The organism is Pseudomonas sp. MF6747, assembly GCF_963890955.1.
In the GTDB taxonomy this organism is placed as follows: Bacteria; Pseudomonadota; Gammaproteobacteria; order Pseudomonadales; family Pseudomonadaceae; genus Aquipseudomonas.
Genome location: NZ_CAWPSZ010000004.1, coordinates 271,964 through 287,392 on the forward strand (window position 1 = coordinate 271,964; position 15,429 = coordinate 287,392).

Consider the following 15,429-nt stretch of genomic DNA (forward strand, 5'->3'; position numbering starts at 1 on the left):
TCGACTGCCTCGCCACTGGACATCAAGGCCCAGGGCCACAACTTCCAGAACTTCAACCTCGCCGGTTCCGTGGTGGCGCACTACAGCGGCACCACCGGGCGCCGGGTGTTGTTCGAGTTGTTTGATGCGCAGCACAAGCCTCTGTCGTTCGGCGCTTCGCTGGAAGACTCGGCCGGCAAGCAACTGGCGATTGCAGACCCGAATGGCAATGCGCTGGCGTTGGTGGAAGAGGATCAAGACACGCTGGTCATCAAGTGGGGCGATCAGCAATGCAGCGCAAGCTATGCGTTGGCGCCGCAGAACAAGACGCTGAACTATGAGCGCCAGGCGTTGGTGTGTAGGCCTTGAAGGGGCAATCCACATCCTTGCTGTCTGATTCACGAAGATCCAAATGTGGGAGCGGGCTTGCGCGCGAACGCAGTGTGTCAGTCACCAGATACATCAACTGACACTCCGCCTTCGCGGGCAAGCGCGCTCCCACATTTGGGTTGAGGTACAGCTTAAGGTCAGTGTTTAGGCTAAGGTGCTGCCGATGCGCCCTCCTCTTCGAGACTTGCCCATGCGTAACCTGATTTTCGCCGGCGTTTGCCTGCTGACCACCGCCCTCGCGGGCTGCCAGCAAACCCCACCGGCCAACGACCAACTCGACGCCGTGCTCTGGACCCAGACCTCCATCGAGCACGAGTTGATCTACCGCCAGCTGTTCGCCAACGCCACCCGCCAGCTCGACGTGGCCCTTGCCGACCCTACCTGGGACGCCCTGCCGTTCACGCCGCGCAACCTGACTGGCCTGCCCCCGGCCGTGGTCGTCGATATCGACGAAACCCTGCTCGACAACGTGCCACTCAACGCCCGCGACATCATCAATAATCAGGTCTACTCCTACGACCGCTGGAACACCTGGGTCGACCAGGCCAAGGCCCAGGCATTGCCGGGCGCAGTGGCGTTCCTGCAAGCGGCCGAGCAAAAAGGCGTCAAGGTTTACTACCTCACCAACCGCGAACACAGCCAGGTCGCGGCCACGGTCGCCAACCTGCGCCTGCGCGGCTTCCCGGTGGACAGCGACGAGCAAGTGCTGGCCGCCAGCACGCCGACCGGCCATTGCGAAAGCGCCGGTTATGGCAAAAATTGCCGCCGCCAATGGGTCGCCAACCACGCCCGCGTTTTATTGATGGCGGGCGATTCGCTGGGGGACTTCGTGCAGGCCGAGCACAACACCCTCGCGGACCAGCGCAAGGCCGTCGCACCGTATGTGAATTGGCTGGGGCAGCGCTGGTTTTTGCTGCCGAACCCGAGCTATGGCAACTGGTACAGCGCGCCGTATGGCGATGATGAGAAGTTGCCGTTTGAACGTAAACGCCAACTTAAGCAGCAGGCGTTGCAGTTGCAGGAATAAAGGGCTGGCTGGGGCTCAGGCTTTCACGTTCTGCCGGATGTTCCAGCCAAACTTCACCGGCCCACCGTCCTTGCCGCCATCGGCTTTCTGCGGTTGGTAACTGACGTCGACGGTGGCGAAATTCAAGGCGAAACTGTCGTGCAGTACATCGGCGCCGTTTTCAGCACTCGTGCTGTAGGACACCACCATGACCTCCTTCAGGGTGATCACCAGATACGCCACCGGGCTCGCGCCTCCCGCCTTGCGCACCACCAGTTCCGCCTCCGGATAATGCTTGCCGCTGGCGCAGGCCATCATCAGGTTAGGGCTGGATTTATCCAGCGGCTTTGTCAGGTTCAAGTTGGCAATAGTGACCTTGCCCGCACCGCCGCCCGTACCGCTGTGCATCGAACCTGACTGCGACATTCCCCACGCCCAGTGGGTGATATCGATCTCGTCGCGATGGGCTTGATCCCTTGACTCACCCTTGATGTCGCCCAGCTTCAAAAACATATCGACGGCCATGTTTGCTCCCTGCCTTGGTGTGCGTTGGTAGTGACGTGGGCGCACTTTTTCTTAGCCACCACGCTGCACGCAAGACGCCAAAGCGGGATAGAGACGCACCCCACTTGAATTGGCGAACCTTCCGACATTCATAGGTGCCTGCTGGTCTTTACGCTCTCGACTCCCACAAAAACCAGGCGTTCAGGATGACTGCGTCCCTGTTGAAAGACGGTTTCCCCTCGGCTCACCGCACCACGCGTCAGCGGATTGAAAGCAGTATTGATTTGCGTCGGCTGTTTTTTGCCATTGATACCGACCCGGGACTGATTGGCGCGGGCGTGGTGTACATCGATGAGGCGTTCAACGTGGTGATACTGCGTGAGTTTCAGGCGGTATGCAGCGTGGTGCCGAAGAAGCTGGTGTTGCGCGAGGCGCCTCGCTATGTCGGGCCTGCGGAGTTCAAGCGGATGTTGGAGCATGAACCTCGGGAGTCGAGGTTGGTGGCGCAGGCGCTGAATACGGCAGTCACTTGTACGGGTGCGTTGTTGAGCTGGATGGTAGTTTCGAGTGGAATTGCGTTAATACCGTTTTCAGCGGGAGCGAGTACGGCTATTACGTTTATTGGCCAGGCTGCCTTGGCAGCCAGTCTTGCCCAATGTTTTATCGGCGTTGGTAGAACCGGCGCTGAGTTGATTGCTCCGCAAATTCTTGATCGTCTCGACAACGAGGTTTGGTATGAGGCCGCTACCTCTGTGCTGGATGGCGTCGCTTTACTTGGAATTGGAATATCAGCCCTGACGACAGTCAAAGCCATTAATGTGAGTATCAGGGTAACGGGTAAACCCCTCAGACAAATACTCAAAGGGCTTACGCGACAAGAGCGGGTAAAACTCAACGATGAATTGCTCAGAATCAACGACCCGCGATTGACGACGAAACTACTCAAGTTGAAACAAGCTGCTGGCACCGCTTCTAAGCGCATCAGTGCGACACACATGCAACGTGCCACAGCCACTCACATAAGGGATGCATGCGCGGGAATACTGGGGATAACCAGCAGCGCAATGTCAGGGAACGTCAAGACCCTCGCTATTGGTATCTACGAGGAAGTCAGACCGTGAAAAAGCAGCGAGCTCAAAAAGCCCTGGAAAAAATGGGTTACAGCAATCAACCCGCTCTTGACTGGAAAAACATGAGCGCAGAAAACTTCTATTGTTCAGTTTTCTACTTAGAAGACCCTCGTTTACTGCGCAAACGCTACACACCCGTCATTGCTGGATGGATGCTTGCCGGCGGATTCTCAATTGCACTGACCGGTTTGCTGGTATTGGTCACCTATCTTTCCGGTGCACCGGACGATACAACGTTGCGAAATTGGTTTTTTTCCTGGCTGGCAATCACTGTAGTGTTTGGTATCGCCAAAGCTCGAGTGTTGTACGGTCACATTCATTGGATCTGGATTCATGTCGGCGTATACAGCATCTGTTTTATGGTCTCACTGGCCTCAATCATCTACGCCCCCAATATTTACCTCTACTCCACAGCCCTCCTCTGCCCCTTGATCGGCCTACTGATCCTCAACAGCCACCGCTGCCGCGAACTCCGTCACAAGATGGTAGAACTCCGCCATAAACGCGAAGCCATCATCGCGACCCTGAAACAACAGGGTCGCTGGAAATGGTGGTAATCCCCTATCCGACTGCCTGCAACACCTCAGGCGCAGGCCCGGCGCGCGCCGCGGTGTGCCGATTTACCGGCACCGGCAAGCCCAAGTGCCCGCGCAAGGTGCTGTGGCTGTACTCAGTGCGAAACAACCCGCGATCACGCAACAACGGCAACACTTGATCGGTGAAGCGCGCAAAGTCGTCCGGCGCGCCCACGTGGATATTAAAACCGTCCACCGCCTCTTCGACAAACCAGCGTTCGATCTCGTCCGCCACGGTTTTGGGTGAACCGACAAAACTGGAGAACGGCTTGGCGAAGCGCAGCGCCGCCTGGCGCAAGGTCAGCCCTTGATCGCGGGCGACTTGCTTGATGTTCTCGGCATGCCCGCGATAGCCATTGCTGCCCAGGTCACCCAGGTCAGGGAACGGCTCATCCAGTGCGTACTGCGTGAAGTCGTGGTAGTTGAACGGCCGACCCAGTTGCACCAGCGCCTTGTACAAGTCCAGCTCGCCGTTGCGCTCACGGTCGATGGCCTGGGCCTGTTCGTCGGTGTCGGCAATGATCGGCGAGATACCGGGCAGGATGGTCACGTAGTCGGGGTTGCGCCCGGCGGCGGCAGTGCGTTGTTTGATGTCGCGGTAGTAGGCCTGGGCGTCTTCAAAATTGCCCACGCCGGCGAAAACCCCATCGGCGTAGTTCGCCGCCAGGCTGCGCCCGGACTCGGAGATCCCGGCCTGGAAGATCACCGGTTGGCCTTGGGCCGAACGAGCAATATTCAGCGGCCCGGTGACTGAGAAAAACTCACCGTGGTGGTCCAGGCGATGCTGACGTTGGGGGTCGAGGAACACCTTGCTGGTTTTGTCGCGCACGAAGGCGTCGTCCTCGTAGGAATCCCACAGCCCTTGCACCACTTCCAAGTGCTCAGCCGCACGGCGATAGCGCTCGGTGTGGTCGATATGCTGCTCGCGGCCAAAGTTACCGGCAGCGCCTTCCAGGCCGGTGGTCACCACGTTCCAGCCGGCGCGGCCGCCACTGATCAAGTCCAGGGAGGCGAACTGCCGCGCCACGTTGAAAGGTTCGGTGTAGGACGTGGTCAGTGTGGCGACCAAGCCGATTTTCGAGGTGGCGCCGGCCACCGCCGAAAGCAGGGTCAGCGGCTCCAGGCGGTTGAGAAAGTGCGGCGCCGAATCCGCGGTGATGTAGGGGCTGTCGACGATGAACACCAGATCGAACTTCGCCGCTTCGGCCTGCTGCGCCTGGGCGCGATACCAGTCGATGTCGACACTGGCATCGCCGGGGATTTGCGGGTGCAGCCATTCGTTTTGCGCCGTGCCGACGCCCGTGAGAATGGCGCCGAACTTGAGTTGCCGGGGGGATGTGGACATTTTGATGCTCCTCCGTGGATAAATATGAATCACTGTGGCGAGCGCGCTTGTTGTGGCGAGCAGGCTTGTTGTGGCGAGCGGGCTTGCCCCGCGTTGGGCTGCGAAGCGGCCCCAACACCTCACGCCCCAGTTCTTTCTGGATGAACTCGGTGCCTGTAGTGGGCCGCCACGCACGCGCGCAACCCCGCTCGCCACGACACCCCCGCAGACCCCAAAAATCAGGTCGTACGGGCGGCAATGGCTTCAACTTCCACCAGTGCCCCCGGCAGCGGCAACGCCACCACTTGCAACGCGGTGCGCGCCGGCTTGTTCGGCTGTTCGGTCGTGCCAAAGAACTGCGTATAACCACGCTGCAACCCGGCAAAGTCGAGCTTGCCACCGGTTTCTTCAGCACCGACCAGAAAAACCCGCAACTGCACGATATCGCCCAGGTCCAGGTCTTGTTGCTGAAGGATCTTGCGCAGTTTGTTGAACACCGACACCGTCTGCACTTCGGTGCTGCCGTACGCGGCTGGCGTGCCCGCAGGGGCCTGGGCGTCGGCAAGATCCGGCAAGGTGCCGCTGACGAAAATCAGGCTGGCAGACGCCGGCACAGTCACGGTTTGCGAGATCGGAAAATCACCGACGCTGGTACGTTGGATGCTGTCGCTCATGAGGATGCTCCTTAAGACGCGGCCAATGCCGCACGCTGTGTTTGTTGCGTCACGCGGTCCGCCAGTTGCGCAACCACATGGCGCGCCGAGTTGGCCGCCGATTCCTGCCAGATGCCCACGCCGCTTTGCACCAGACCGTCCCCGGCGAAATACACGCGACCATGGGCCTGTTCGAGCAAGGCGCTGGCGTCGGCGGGGAAGTGTTCGCGTTGCAGCCACGGGCCTTCGCTGTAGGGGATCTGTTCCCAGGACACGGCCAGCGGGTTGCGCAGGTATTTTGAGTAACCCGGATGCAACAGCTCCACGGCCTCCCTGGAGGTGGCGTACTGCTGATCGAACGGCTGCGCACCAAACACGTCGGCGCCCTCCCCGGTCACGTAACCGGCCACCAGCAACCCTTCGCGGGTGTTGAGGTCGTTGCTCGGGTACCAGAGCAGGCGCGCCGGGTGTTCGATCCAGGACAGGCCGCCGTAGGTGCGGTAGTCGGTTTCCCAGAAGCGCGGCGATTGCCACGCCACTTTGGTGGCCTGATCGCTGCGGGTGCTGAGCAACGCGGCCTTGATCGGGTCGCTGAAATCAGTATCGAGTTTGGCCAGCAGCGGCAGCGGCAACGTCGAGACCAGATAGTCGGCGCGCACCACCTGTTCGCGGCCACTGTGCTGGTCGTGATAAGTCACTGCCACGCCGTGTTCCAGCTGGCGGATCTGCCTGACCTGCGCGCCCAATTGCACGTGTTCGCTGACGCGCTGGTAAAAGGCATCGGTGATGCGGTCCATGCCGCCCACCGGTTGGAACATGGTCGCCGAAAACTCAGGGAACTCCGTGTGCAATAACGCGCCCCACAGCTCGGGATGCAGCAGCCGATCCAGTGCCAGCGGGCTTCGCGTGGCGGGCAATGCGCCGGGGTGCGCAGGCGATTCCAGGTGACCGGCGCGCAGGCTGCCTTCATAGGCCAGCGCTTGCGACAGGTCGCCGTACACCTGCAAAAACGCCAGCAAGCGCGTGCGCTCTTCGCTGCTCAACACATCATCAAGCGCATCGCGCTGCACGGCCTTGGCCAGCAAGCCGGACAAGTGCCCGCGCGTATCGTTGATCGCCTGGCCAACGGTGAATGCCGGCTGTTGCAGGTCCGGGCGCACCTGGGCGCCATGGCTGCTGTTGACCAGCACTTCGAGCGGTACGCCCAGCTCGCTGCAGTAATCCAGAATCGTGCGGTGCTGGCTGGGAATCCTGGCCGGGCCGGCGTTGAAATACAGGCCCTGATCGAATGCCACGGTTTGCGTGCGGCCGTCCTTGTAGTCCACGCGGTCGCCATGGCGCAGGGTCCAGGTGCGCCCGCCGACGCGATCGCGCGCCTCCAGCACTTGCACACTGAACCCGGCGCGGGTCAGTTCCAACGCAGTGACCAGCCCGGCAATGCCAGCGCCCAGCACCAGCACGCGGGTGCCCTGCCCCAGGCCGGGCTTGAGTTTCAGCGGCTGTGGGCGCCGGTGCGACGACGGCCCCAGGCCCAATGCTGCGAGTGCATCCTTGACGGCCGGCTCGCCGCCGACTGCGGCGATGCTCGACAGCGCTTCACGTCGTGTCAGTCCCATGATCGATGCTCCTAGTCCGGCAGGCCCGGTGGGTTGATCAGCGACGTGTCGACGCGCTCGATGTCCAGGCCCCAACGTTGCAACACCTGTTCGTATTGGCCACCGGCAATCGCACCTTCAAGTGCCGTGTGAATCGGCTGGACCAGGCCGTTGTCCTTGCGCGTGGTCACGGCGATATCCGCTTTCAGCGGCCAGCCACCATTGACCGTGCCGACACGCTTGATGCCGCCGGTGATGGCCGCCGAATAGGCGTACACCGAGTTGGGCCCGAACAGCGCATCGCTGCGCCCCGATTGCACCGCCAGCTGCGCGGCGGCCTGGTCGTCGAAGTACTGCAGCAGCGCAGGCTTGATACCAGCCTTTTCATTCGCCTCATTCCACGCCAGCAGGACCTTTTCCTGGTTGGTGCCGGAGCCGACGATGATCTTCAGCCCGGCAATGTCGGAGGCTTGTTTGATCTCGGTGATCTTGCTGGTGCTCTTGACGTAAAACCCCAGCACATCCTGGCGATACGTGGCGAAGTCAAAACGCTTCTTGCGTGCTTCGGTCACGGTGACGTTGCTGATCACCGCGTCGTATTTGCCCGAGCTGACACCCAGCGGCCAATCTTCCCAGCTGGTCTGCACCACATTGAGTTGCAGGCCAAGACTGTCGGCGACCAGCTGTGCGGTGTCGGCCTCGCTGCCGATGGTGGTCTTGTCGTCATTGGCCAGCAGGGCCAGCGGTGGCCCGGCCACGCCGGACACGGCCACGGTGAACTTGCCCGGCTGGGCAAACTTGAAGCCCGGCGGAATCTGCGCGATGGCCGCTTCGTTGCGCGGCACATGAATGCGCACGCGGTCGGGGCTGAGGTCGACCTGTTGCACGGCGAAAGCGGTTTGCGCGGTGCTGACGGCTAGCGCCAGCAAGGCCACGCGAGCGGTATGGATGAACATGGCAGTCACTCCTTGAACTAAAGCACCTTGCCGAGAAAGGCCACGGTGCGGGGATGTCGGGGTTGGCGGAAAATCTGTTCGGGCGGGCCCTCTTCGATCAATTGGCCGTCGCACAGAAACACCACGTGGTCGGCCACCTCGCGGGCGAAACCGATCTCGTGGGTGACGATCACCAGGGTCACGCCCAGTTGGGTCAGGCCCTTGATCACATCGAGCACCTCGCCCACCAGTTCCGGGTCGAGGGCTGAAGTGGGTTCGTCAAACAGCAGCACCTTGGGGTCCAGCGCCAGGGCACGGGCGATGGCCACGCGCTGTTGCTGGCCGCCGGAGAGCTGGCGTGGGTAGGCATCGACCTTGTCTGCCAGGCCGACCTTGGCCAGCAGTTCGGACGCCTTGGCCTGCGCCTCGGCCCTGCTCCAGCGCTTGTGCGCCAGCGGCGCTTCGGCGATGTTTTCCCAGGCGGTGAGGTGCGGGAACAGGTTGAAGTTCTGGAACACGAAGCCCACGTCGATGCGGCGTTTGAGAATCTCGCGTTCTTTCAATTCGTAGAGCAGGTCACCCTTGCGGCGGTAACCGACGTATTCACCGTCGATGGTGATGTGCCCGCTGTCGATCTTCTCCAGGTGGTTGATGGTGCGCAGCAAGGTGGATTTGCCCGAGCCGGACGGCCCGAGAATCACCGTGACCTTGCCCGGGTCAATGGTCAGGTCAATGTCTTTGAGCACCTGCTGGTTGCCAAAGCGCTTGCCCACGCCCTGGATCTGGATGCGCCCGGCGCGTGCGTCACTCATGGGTTTTCTCCTTGAGCCAGCGGCGGATGCGTTGCAGCGGCGTCGGCGGCAACACGCGTGCGGTGCCACGCGCGAAGTGGCGCTCGACGTAGTACTGGGCGCTGGTCAGCACGGTGGTGATGATCAGGTACCACACGGTGGCCACAATCAGCAGCGGGATCACCGCCTGGGTGCGGTTGTAGATGACCTGCACGGTGTAGAACAGCTCCGGCAAGGCCAGCACGTAGACGATGGAGGTGCCCTTGACGAGGCCGATGACTTCGTTGAAACCCGAGGGCAGAATCGAGCGCAAGGCCTGGGGCAGAATGATGCGCAAGATACGGCGCGAGGCCGGCAAGCCCAAGGCCGCCGCCGCTTCATGCTGGCCGGCATCCACACCGATCAGGCCGCCGCGAATGATCTCTGCCGCGTAGGCCGCTTGCATCAGGCTCAGGCCCAACACCGCCACGGTGAATTGACTGAGCACATCCACCGTCGACCATTCGGCGAACACCACGCCGGTGAACGGCACGCCGAGCACGATGTGGTCATACAGGTAGGCAAAGTTGTAGAGGATGATCAGCACCAGCAGCGCCGGCATCGAGCGGAAGAACCAGATATAGCCCCAGGCCAACGCCGCCAGCAGCGGCGAGCCCGACAGCCGCGCCAGGGCCAAGGCAGTGCCGAGGATGATGCTGAACACGGTGCTGAGCAATGTCAGCAACAGCGTCTGGCCCAGGCCACGCAGCACCGACGGCGAGAAGAACCACTGGCCGAATACGCCCCACTCCCAACGCGGGTTGGTGGCCAGCGAATGCACGATGGCGAGCAGCACCAGCGCGGCGAAAATCGACCCGGCCCAACGCCACGGGTGTCGGGCCGGTACTACGTGCAAGGCTTTGATCGGCGTTGCGACACGCGCCTGGCCAACCGGGTAGTCGGTGACCTCATCGATCAGGTCATAGGTTTTGGCGACAATGGGCATGGTCTATTCCTCGCGAGTTGCGGCCTTAGAAGGCGTAAGTCAGCCGGGTGTAGTAGTACCCGCCGGTAAAACCGTAGGGCGAATACGTGCCGTAGCTGGCGAGCATGGTGCTGCTCGGCACGCCTTGTTTTTTGGGGTATTGGTCGAACAGGTTCTTGGCGCCGACGGCGACGTTCAGGTCTTTGGTGAGGTTGTAGCCAAGGTCGAGGTCGGTGATCCACTTGGCGCTGTAGACCCGGTCGAGGCTGCGGTCGGCGGAGACGTTGACCTCTTTGTACGAGCCGTAACGGGTCAGGGCCAGGTTGAGGTTGAAGCGGTCGATGCTCCAGTCACCGCCCAGGATCAGCTTGGTCTTGGGCTGCACATCGGTGATCAGGCCGCGGGCCTGGCGGTCCATCAGGTCATAGGAGGTGCCAAGGATGTCGGTGGACGCCTTGTAGTTGAGGATCTTGGTCTGGTTCCAGTTGAACGCCGCCGTCCACTTCAGCGAGCCGTACGGGCCGATGTCCTGGTTGTAGTTGCTGACCAGGTCCACACCTTTGGTGCGGGTGTCGGCGCCGTTGATGAAGTATTGGCCGCCGGAGGTGGAGTTGATGCCGTTGTTCTGCAAGACCTGGGTGACTTCCGGGCCCAGCAAGGTGCCGGTCAGGGTGATGCGGTCACGCAGGTTGATCACGTAGGCGTCGGCGGTGAAGTTCAAGCGGTCGGTGGGCGTGAGGGTGAAACCGAGGCTGAAGTTGGTCGAGCGCTCGGGTTTCAAGCCCTCGGCGCCCAAGGCCTTGGCCGCCGCCGACCCCACGGGCAACACGCCGTAGTTGATCGATTGATACACGCCGTCGACCACGCCATAGGTCGTGGAGCGCGCGCTGAACAGGCTGTTGGCCAGGGACGGCGCGCGAAAACCATTGCTGACCGTAGCGCGCACGGCAAACTGCGGGGTGAAATCGTAGCGCGTGGTCAGCTTGCCGCTGCGGGTCGCGCCGACGCCTTCGTTGTAATGCTCATAGCGAAACGCGGTGCCCACGTACCAGTCCGGCAGCGGGTTGAACCCAACATCCACATAGCTGGCGAGGCTGTTGCGCGAGGCACTGCTTTCTTCAGCCGGTGAAATGCCGTTGGTGACCTGCGCCCCGGAAGACGCGCAATTGCCCGGCGCCACGCAGTAACCGCCATTGGCATATGAGGCGTAGTCACCGGCCTGCACCTCATAGGTGTCGCGCCGATGCTCAAAGCCATAAGACAGGTCCAGCGGCTTTTGCAGGCCAATGTCGAAGCCGCGCTTGAAGTCGAGGTTGGTGGTCAGCTCGGTGGAAATCCAGGTGCCGGAGGTGAAGCTGTTGGGCGTGTACTCGCCCAGCGACGGGTTCTGGTTGTGGGTGGTGCCCTGCTCCGCTTCGTTGCGCCCGTAGGTGGTGGACAAATCCCAGTCCCACGCGCCGACCGTGCCCTTGGCGCCGAACGCGGCCTGGAAATCATCCTCGTCGATGTACCAGGTCGGCGTGTAGCCGGCCGGGTAACCATTGGGCCCGGTGGTGATGGTGTTGGTGATGGTCGGCAAGCGGAAGTTCTGGCCTTGCTCGGCCTTGCGTCGCGAGTAAGTGGTGAAGGAATACAGGCTCAAACTGTCATCAATCGGCAGCTCGGCGTTGTAGCCCAGGGTCAGCAGGTTGGTCTTGGGCGTGCCGTAGCCGCCATAAGTGGACGTGCCCGCCAGGCCATAGGCTTGCTCGTAGGTGTAACCGTTGGCGCTGGCCTTGTTGTCGTCATTCTGGCTGCGTGCATCCAGGGCCAACTGCACGATGCCGCCGTCGCCGATTTCGAAACCCTTGTTGAGGCTTTGCTGCACGGTCTGTTTTTTGCCGTCGTAGCCCTGGCCGATGTTGGTCACAGCGGTGCCGCTGGTGTCGGCCTTGAGGATCACGTTGATCACCCCGGCGATGGCGTCCGAGCCGTATTGGGCGGCAGCGCCGTCGCGCAGCACTTCAACGTGGTCGATGGCGCTGATCGGGATCAGGTCGAGGTCGGCCGGTGCGGCGCCGGTGTTGATGCCGTTGATGTTCAAGGTGGCGCTGGTGTGACGGCGTTTGCCGTTGACCAGCACCAGCACTTCGGCGGCACTCAGGCCGCGCAGGTTCGGAGCGCGGGCAATGCCGCTGGCGTCCCAACCGGTTTTTTCCGGCAGGGTCAGCGACGGGATCACCGCGCTCAGGGCTTCCATCAAACCGGGCTTGCCGGTGCTTTGCAGTTGCTTGGCGCTGACGACATCGATTGGCACCGGGCTGCTAGTGACGGTGCGCTGCTCGGCGCCACGGTTGCCGGTGACCACCACGGTGGACAGGGTGCTGTCGTCCTGGGCCTGGGCCGTGTGTGTCAGTAAGGCCAGCGCCAATGCAGCGGTGGGGTGTAAAACGTGCTTCATGGCCACTCCAGACTTTCCAGATCGCGAAGTCGGGCGCTCGCGCGGTCGTGCGCGGTGCTCGGATTTTTCGAGGGTGTTTCGGCGATTGGAAACTAGGTGTGGGGCGAGCGAGGGGTTTGAATGGGCAACATACGTTGAACTCCGTTCCAACGATTCTGCCGCAGGGTCTTTACCCGGTTATGGCGCGCAGAATCTGAATCACGCTGGGTACCATCCGAGGTCAGGGGTAGGCTGTTGCGATCAAACATAACGGAATGGATTTCAAAAATATAATGCTATTTGGGTATAAGCTAATATTCTCTACTTTCATTATTTATCAATAATTTTATTCGTATTGGTAATGTCTTATAGAGATCAGGCGCGGGTTGCCAGCGTGGTTTAACGGAGCGCCCAAGATCAAAATCTACAGCACGGCAGGCTGACAGCCGACCTGATGCGGGAGGCTGCCCTCGATCAAATGTGGGAGCTGGCTTGCCTGCGATGCAGACAACCCGGTGTATCAGCCATACCCGGTTGATGCCATCGCAGGCAAGCCAGCTCCCACACTTGGATCTCTGTGCATCAGACAAAGATGGGTTGCTGTGCTTTTGCTTCTACCACTCAGGTCGGCTACCAAGCCGCCGTGCTCTGCTTTTGATCTTGATCTGCTTTTGATCTTAGGCGCCCCGTTAAACCACGCTGGCCGAACGCAGGTTTTGGAGCGTGGGTAAACCGGCAGGACGCCGGTTTAGCCGTGTTGGGCCATGGATGGCCCATCGCGGCGGCCCACGCTCCAAAGCCTGCGTGAGGGCACACCGAGCCCAGGCGAGGTGCCGAGTGGTGGGGCGAGGACCTTTTGGTTACTTTTGGGTCCCTCCAAAAGTGACCCGCTGTAAGAGCGGAACCAATAGCAGCCGTTACCACAGCAACGGATATGTACACGAGCTACCACCATCGCAGGCGACCCTGCTCCCACATTCTCTACCGCCTCCCTCACTTCATCTCGCCGGCCGCAGCAACTGCATCTGCTGGCGATAATCATCCGTCACCTGCCGCGCCTGGCTGCTGCTGGTAATCACCCGAGGCGTAATCAACACAATCAACTCCGTGCGATCCTTGGACTTGCTGGTGTTACCAAACAACCACCGCAACCCAGGAATCTTGCCCAAATACGGCACAGCACTGACACTCTGCGCGTTGTCCTGCTTGATCAACCCGCCCAGCAACACCGTCTGCCCACTTTGCACCGCCACCTGCGTCGACACCGACCGCGTCGATATCCGCGGATTCACCGGCGTATCACTGGTACCACTCTGAGTCTGGGCATCACTGACCTGCTGCTGAATATCCATGTACACCAACCCGCCCGGATTAATACGCGGCACCACATCCAGAATCACCCCGGTCTGCACGTATTCGACGCTGCTCAAAGTGGAATCGGCGTTGCCGGTATTCACCGTGGTCTGACTGATAGGAATGTTATCCCCCACCTGAATCTGCGCCGGCTGGTTATTCATCACCACCAACGACGGCGCCGACAGCACCTGAGTGCGCCCATTGGTCTCCAATGCATGCAACGCCACCTGCAAATTGGCGCTGACAAACGAGTAAAACAACGAATCCGACGCTCCCAGGCCTGCGCCGCCGCCCCCTAGCGCCCCCTGGCTACCCGAGGCATTTGCCACCGTCTTACTCCCCGAGTTCCCCGCCAGGCGTCCCAGATACCACTGCACCCCAAGGTCCAGCTCCCCGGTCAACTTGACCTCAAGAATGCGCGTCTCGATCTGCACCTGAAGCGGCGGATTATCAAGGCGTTTGATCGCCGCTTCGATCTCCTTCCACTGCGCCGGACGCGTGCGCACCAGCAGCTGATTACTGCTCTTCTGCGCCGTAATCCGAGTACCGGCTTCAAGACTTTTATCCGGCGCAGGCGCAGCAACGTCCGGTGCCTGCTCAGGCTCGTCAGCGGGCGGCGGCGCATCTTGCAACCCGCCGGCATTGCTGTTGAGCGACGACAACGTAGCCGTGCGCAAGCCCGGCGCAACCTTCGCCGGCGCGTCGTCCTTGATCGCGTCATTGCCATAGATCTGGCGCAGGTACTTGGCCAGGTCCGACGCCTTCATATTGCGCACATCGTAGACATACATCTGCGGCTCGTTACCGCCGCCCTCATCGATGGTGCGGATCCAGTCACCCACCTCGCTGAGGTACTGCGGCTGTGAAGAAATCGCCACCACCGAATTGGTGCGCTCAATCGGCAAAAACCGCAGCATGCCCGCCAACGGCATGCCACTGTCCGGGCCGAACATGGCTTGCAGCTCGGGCATCAACTCGGCGACTGACGCGCGTTGCAGGCCGAACACGCCCACCGACATGCCCTTGAGCCAGTCCACATCAAAGGTGTCGATGGTCTCCTGATAGTTGGCCAGCTCCTCCGGGGTGCCGGCCAGGCTGAGGATATTGCGCGCCGGGTCCACCAGCAAAAACGCGTTCTCGCGCGCAAACGGCTTGAGCAGTTTCTGCATCTCGGTGGCGGAGATATACCGCAGTGGGAACAACCGCGCAGAGAGGCCGCTGGACGGCGCCGCCACGTGCATTTGCGGCACCAGCTTGCCGGCCACGGCCTGGTCGGCGGGCAGGATCACATAGCGCTGGCCCTGGCGGATCATCGCGTTGTCGGTCCAGGACAGCAGGGTTTCCAGAATCGACAACGCCTGCTGCTTGTCCACCGGCTTGGAGGTGGAGAAGCTGACGTTGCCCTTCACGCCCTGGGCGATGCTGTAGTTTTCGTGCAGCAGGTCGCCCATCACGCTGTTGATCACTGCCTCGATGGGCTGGTCGGCGAAATTGAACACGATGTCGCCGCCCTGCTCCTTCGCGCTCGGCGTTGCGCTGGGCGGGCGCACGAATTGCTGGTTGCCACGGATCACCTGGCGCTGTGGCGCTGACCGGGTTGCAAGCGGCGGGCTTTGCGGTGCAGGCGCCTCAGTCGGCGGTCGTTGCGAACCGGTGCCCTGCATGGCTTCGTGCAGCAGCTCGTCGTCCGGGTCGGGGCGGTCGGGGAAGGCGCCACAGCCGCCCAGTGCGAGGGCGGTGGCCAGGCAAAATGTTGAAGTGCGCATGTCGATCAAGGGAGGGGCTCGCGGGGAAGAGTAATTGGGGGC

12 protein-coding genes and 1 pseudogene are annotated in these 15,429 nt (G+C 61.4%); 4 read left to right on the plus strand and 9 right to left on the minus strand.

The annotated features are described in order from the left end of the window. Nucleotides 1-69 precede the first annotated feature (69 nt). Nucleotides 70-348, plus strand: a pseudogene (locus AACW30_RS06240) (FimD/PapC C-terminal domain-containing protein); the annotation flags it as partial. A 211-nt stretch (nucleotides 349-559) separates the two neighbouring features. Then, nucleotides 560-1,396, plus strand: coding sequence for a 5'-nucleotidase, lipoprotein e(P4) family (locus AACW30_RS06245; RefSeq protein ID WP_200624508.1), 837 nt, complete (start codon nucleotides 560-562; stop codon nucleotides 1,394-1,396). Between the two features lie 15 nt (nucleotides 1,397-1,411). Here the strand turns inward: AACW30_RS06245 and AACW30_RS06250 are convergent, their stop codons facing one another. Beyond that, a complete protein-coding gene (locus tag AACW30_RS06250) occupies nucleotides 1,412-1,900 on the minus strand; it encodes an Hcp family type VI secretion system effector (protein WP_200624509.1) in 489 nt (162 codons plus the stop codon). 185 nt (nucleotides 1,901-2,085) lie between these two features. Here AACW30_RS06250 and AACW30_RS06255 point away from each other — a divergent pair, with 185 nt between their 5' ends. Both AACW30_RS06255 and AACW30_RS06260 read left to right on the plus strand, forming a co-directional pair. Next, nucleotides 2,086-3,000, plus strand: a complete 915-nt coding sequence (locus tag AACW30_RS06255; RefSeq protein ID WP_200624510.1) for an NAD synthetase — start codon at nucleotides 2,086-2,088, stop codon at nucleotides 2,998-3,000. Then, nucleotides 2,997-3,566 (plus strand): hypothetical protein, encoded by a 570-nt coding sequence (locus AACW30_RS06260; RefSeq protein ID WP_325167564.1) that lies wholly within the window; start codon nucleotides 2,997-2,999, stop codon nucleotides 3,564-3,566. The genes AACW30_RS06255 and AACW30_RS06260 overlap by 4 nt, the downstream gene beginning before the upstream one ends. 4 nt (nucleotides 3,567-3,570) lie before the next feature. Here AACW30_RS06260 and AACW30_RS06265 read toward each other — a convergent pair whose 3' ends face one another. From AACW30_RS06265 to gspD, 8 genes are all read right to left on the minus strand, one after another. Further along, nucleotides 3,571-4,929 carry an LLM class flavin-dependent oxidoreductase gene (locus AACW30_RS06265; RefSeq protein WP_200624511.1) on the minus strand — a complete coding sequence of 453 codons (1,359 nt, stop codon included), beginning with the start codon at nucleotides 4,927-4,929 and terminating at the stop codon, nucleotides 3,571-3,573. Nucleotides 4,930-5,147: 218 nt separating this feature from the next. Continuing rightward, nucleotides 5,148-5,582 (minus strand): RidA family protein, encoded by a 435-nt coding sequence (locus AACW30_RS06270; protein ID WP_200624512.1) that lies wholly within the window; start codon nucleotides 5,580-5,582, stop codon nucleotides 5,148-5,150. Between the two features lie 11 nt (nucleotides 5,583-5,593). Beyond that, nucleotides 5,594-7,177, minus strand: coding sequence for a flavin monoamine oxidase family protein (locus AACW30_RS06275; RefSeq protein ID WP_200624513.1), 1,584 nt, complete (start codon nucleotides 7,175-7,177; stop codon nucleotides 5,594-5,596). Nucleotides 7,178-7,188: 11 nt separating this feature from the next. Next, entirely contained in the window at nucleotides 7,189-8,112 is a 924-nt protein-coding gene (locus tag AACW30_RS06280; RefSeq protein ID WP_169367199.1) for an ABC transporter substrate-binding protein, read from the minus strand. Nucleotides 8,113-8,129: 17 nt separating this feature from the next. Then, nucleotides 8,130-8,903: an amino acid ABC transporter ATP-binding protein gene (locus tag AACW30_RS06285; protein ID WP_106578951.1), complete on the minus strand. Its 774-nt coding sequence runs from the start codon at nucleotides 8,901-8,903 to the stop codon at nucleotides 8,130-8,132. Next, complete coding sequence (locus AACW30_RS06290) at nucleotides 8,896-9,867, minus strand: amino acid ABC transporter permease (protein ID WP_200624514.1); 972 nt, start codon at nucleotides 9,865-9,867, stop codon at nucleotides 8,896-8,898. The genes AACW30_RS06285 and AACW30_RS06290 overlap by 8 nt, the downstream gene beginning before the upstream one ends. Nucleotides 9,868-9,892: 25 nt before the next feature. Further along, on the minus strand, nucleotides 9,893-12,286 hold the full coding sequence (locus tag AACW30_RS06295; RefSeq protein WP_200624515.1) for a TonB-dependent receptor plug domain-containing protein: 2,394 nt from the start codon (nucleotides 12,284-12,286) through the stop codon (nucleotides 9,893-9,895). 977 nt (nucleotides 12,287-13,263) lie between these two features. Continuing rightward, the gene (gspD, locus tag AACW30_RS06300; protein ID WP_200624516.1) at nucleotides 13,264-15,387 is read right to left on the minus strand and encodes a type II secretion system secretin GspD; all 2,124 of its coding nucleotides are present in this window, start codon (nucleotides 15,385-15,387) and stop codon (nucleotides 13,264-13,266) included. Between the last annotated feature and the right edge of the window lie 42 nt (nucleotides 15,388-15,429).

Bases quoted from the DNA above. Each gene is read 5' to 3' on its own strand.
- AACW30_RS06245 (WP_200624508.1), top strand. From the start codon at position 560: ATGCGTAACCTGATTTTCGCCGGCGTTTGCCTGCTGACCACCGCCCTC.
- AACW30_RS06250 (WP_200624509.1), bottom strand. From the start codon at position 1,900: ATGGCCGTCGATATGTTTTTGAAGCTGGGCGACATCAAGGGTGAGTCA.
- AACW30_RS06255 (WP_200624510.1), top strand. From the start codon at position 2,086: ATGACTGCGTCCCTGTTGAAAGACGGTTTCCCCTCGGCTCACCGCACC.
- AACW30_RS06265 (WP_200624511.1), bottom strand. From the start codon at position 4,929: ATGTCCACATCCCCCCGGCAACTCAAGTTCGGCGCCATTCTCACGGGC.
- AACW30_RS06270 (WP_200624512.1), bottom strand. From the start codon at position 5,582: ATGAGCGACAGCATCCAACGTACCAGCGTCGGTGATTTTCCGATCTCG.
- AACW30_RS06275 (WP_200624513.1), bottom strand. From the start codon at position 7,177: ATGGGACTGACACGACGTGAAGCGCTGTCGAGCATCGCCGCAGTCGGC.
- AACW30_RS06280 (WP_169367199.1), bottom strand. From the start codon at position 8,112: ATGTTCATCCATACCGCTCGCGTGGCCTTGCTGGCGCTAGCCGTCAGC.
- AACW30_RS06285 (WP_106578951.1), bottom strand. From the start codon at position 8,903: ATGAGTGACGCACGCGCCGGGCGCATCCAGATCCAGGGCGTGGGCAAG.
- AACW30_RS06290 (WP_200624514.1), bottom strand. From the start codon at position 9,867: ATGCCCATTGTCGCCAAAACCTATGACCTGATCGATGAGGTCACCGAC.
- AACW30_RS06295 (WP_200624515.1), bottom strand. From the start codon at position 12,286: ATGAAGCACGTTTTACACCCCACCGCTGCATTGGCGCTGGCCTTACTG.
- gspD (WP_200624516.1), bottom strand. From the start codon at position 15,387: ATGCGCACTTCAACATTTTGCCTGGCCACCGCCCTCGCACTGGGCGGC.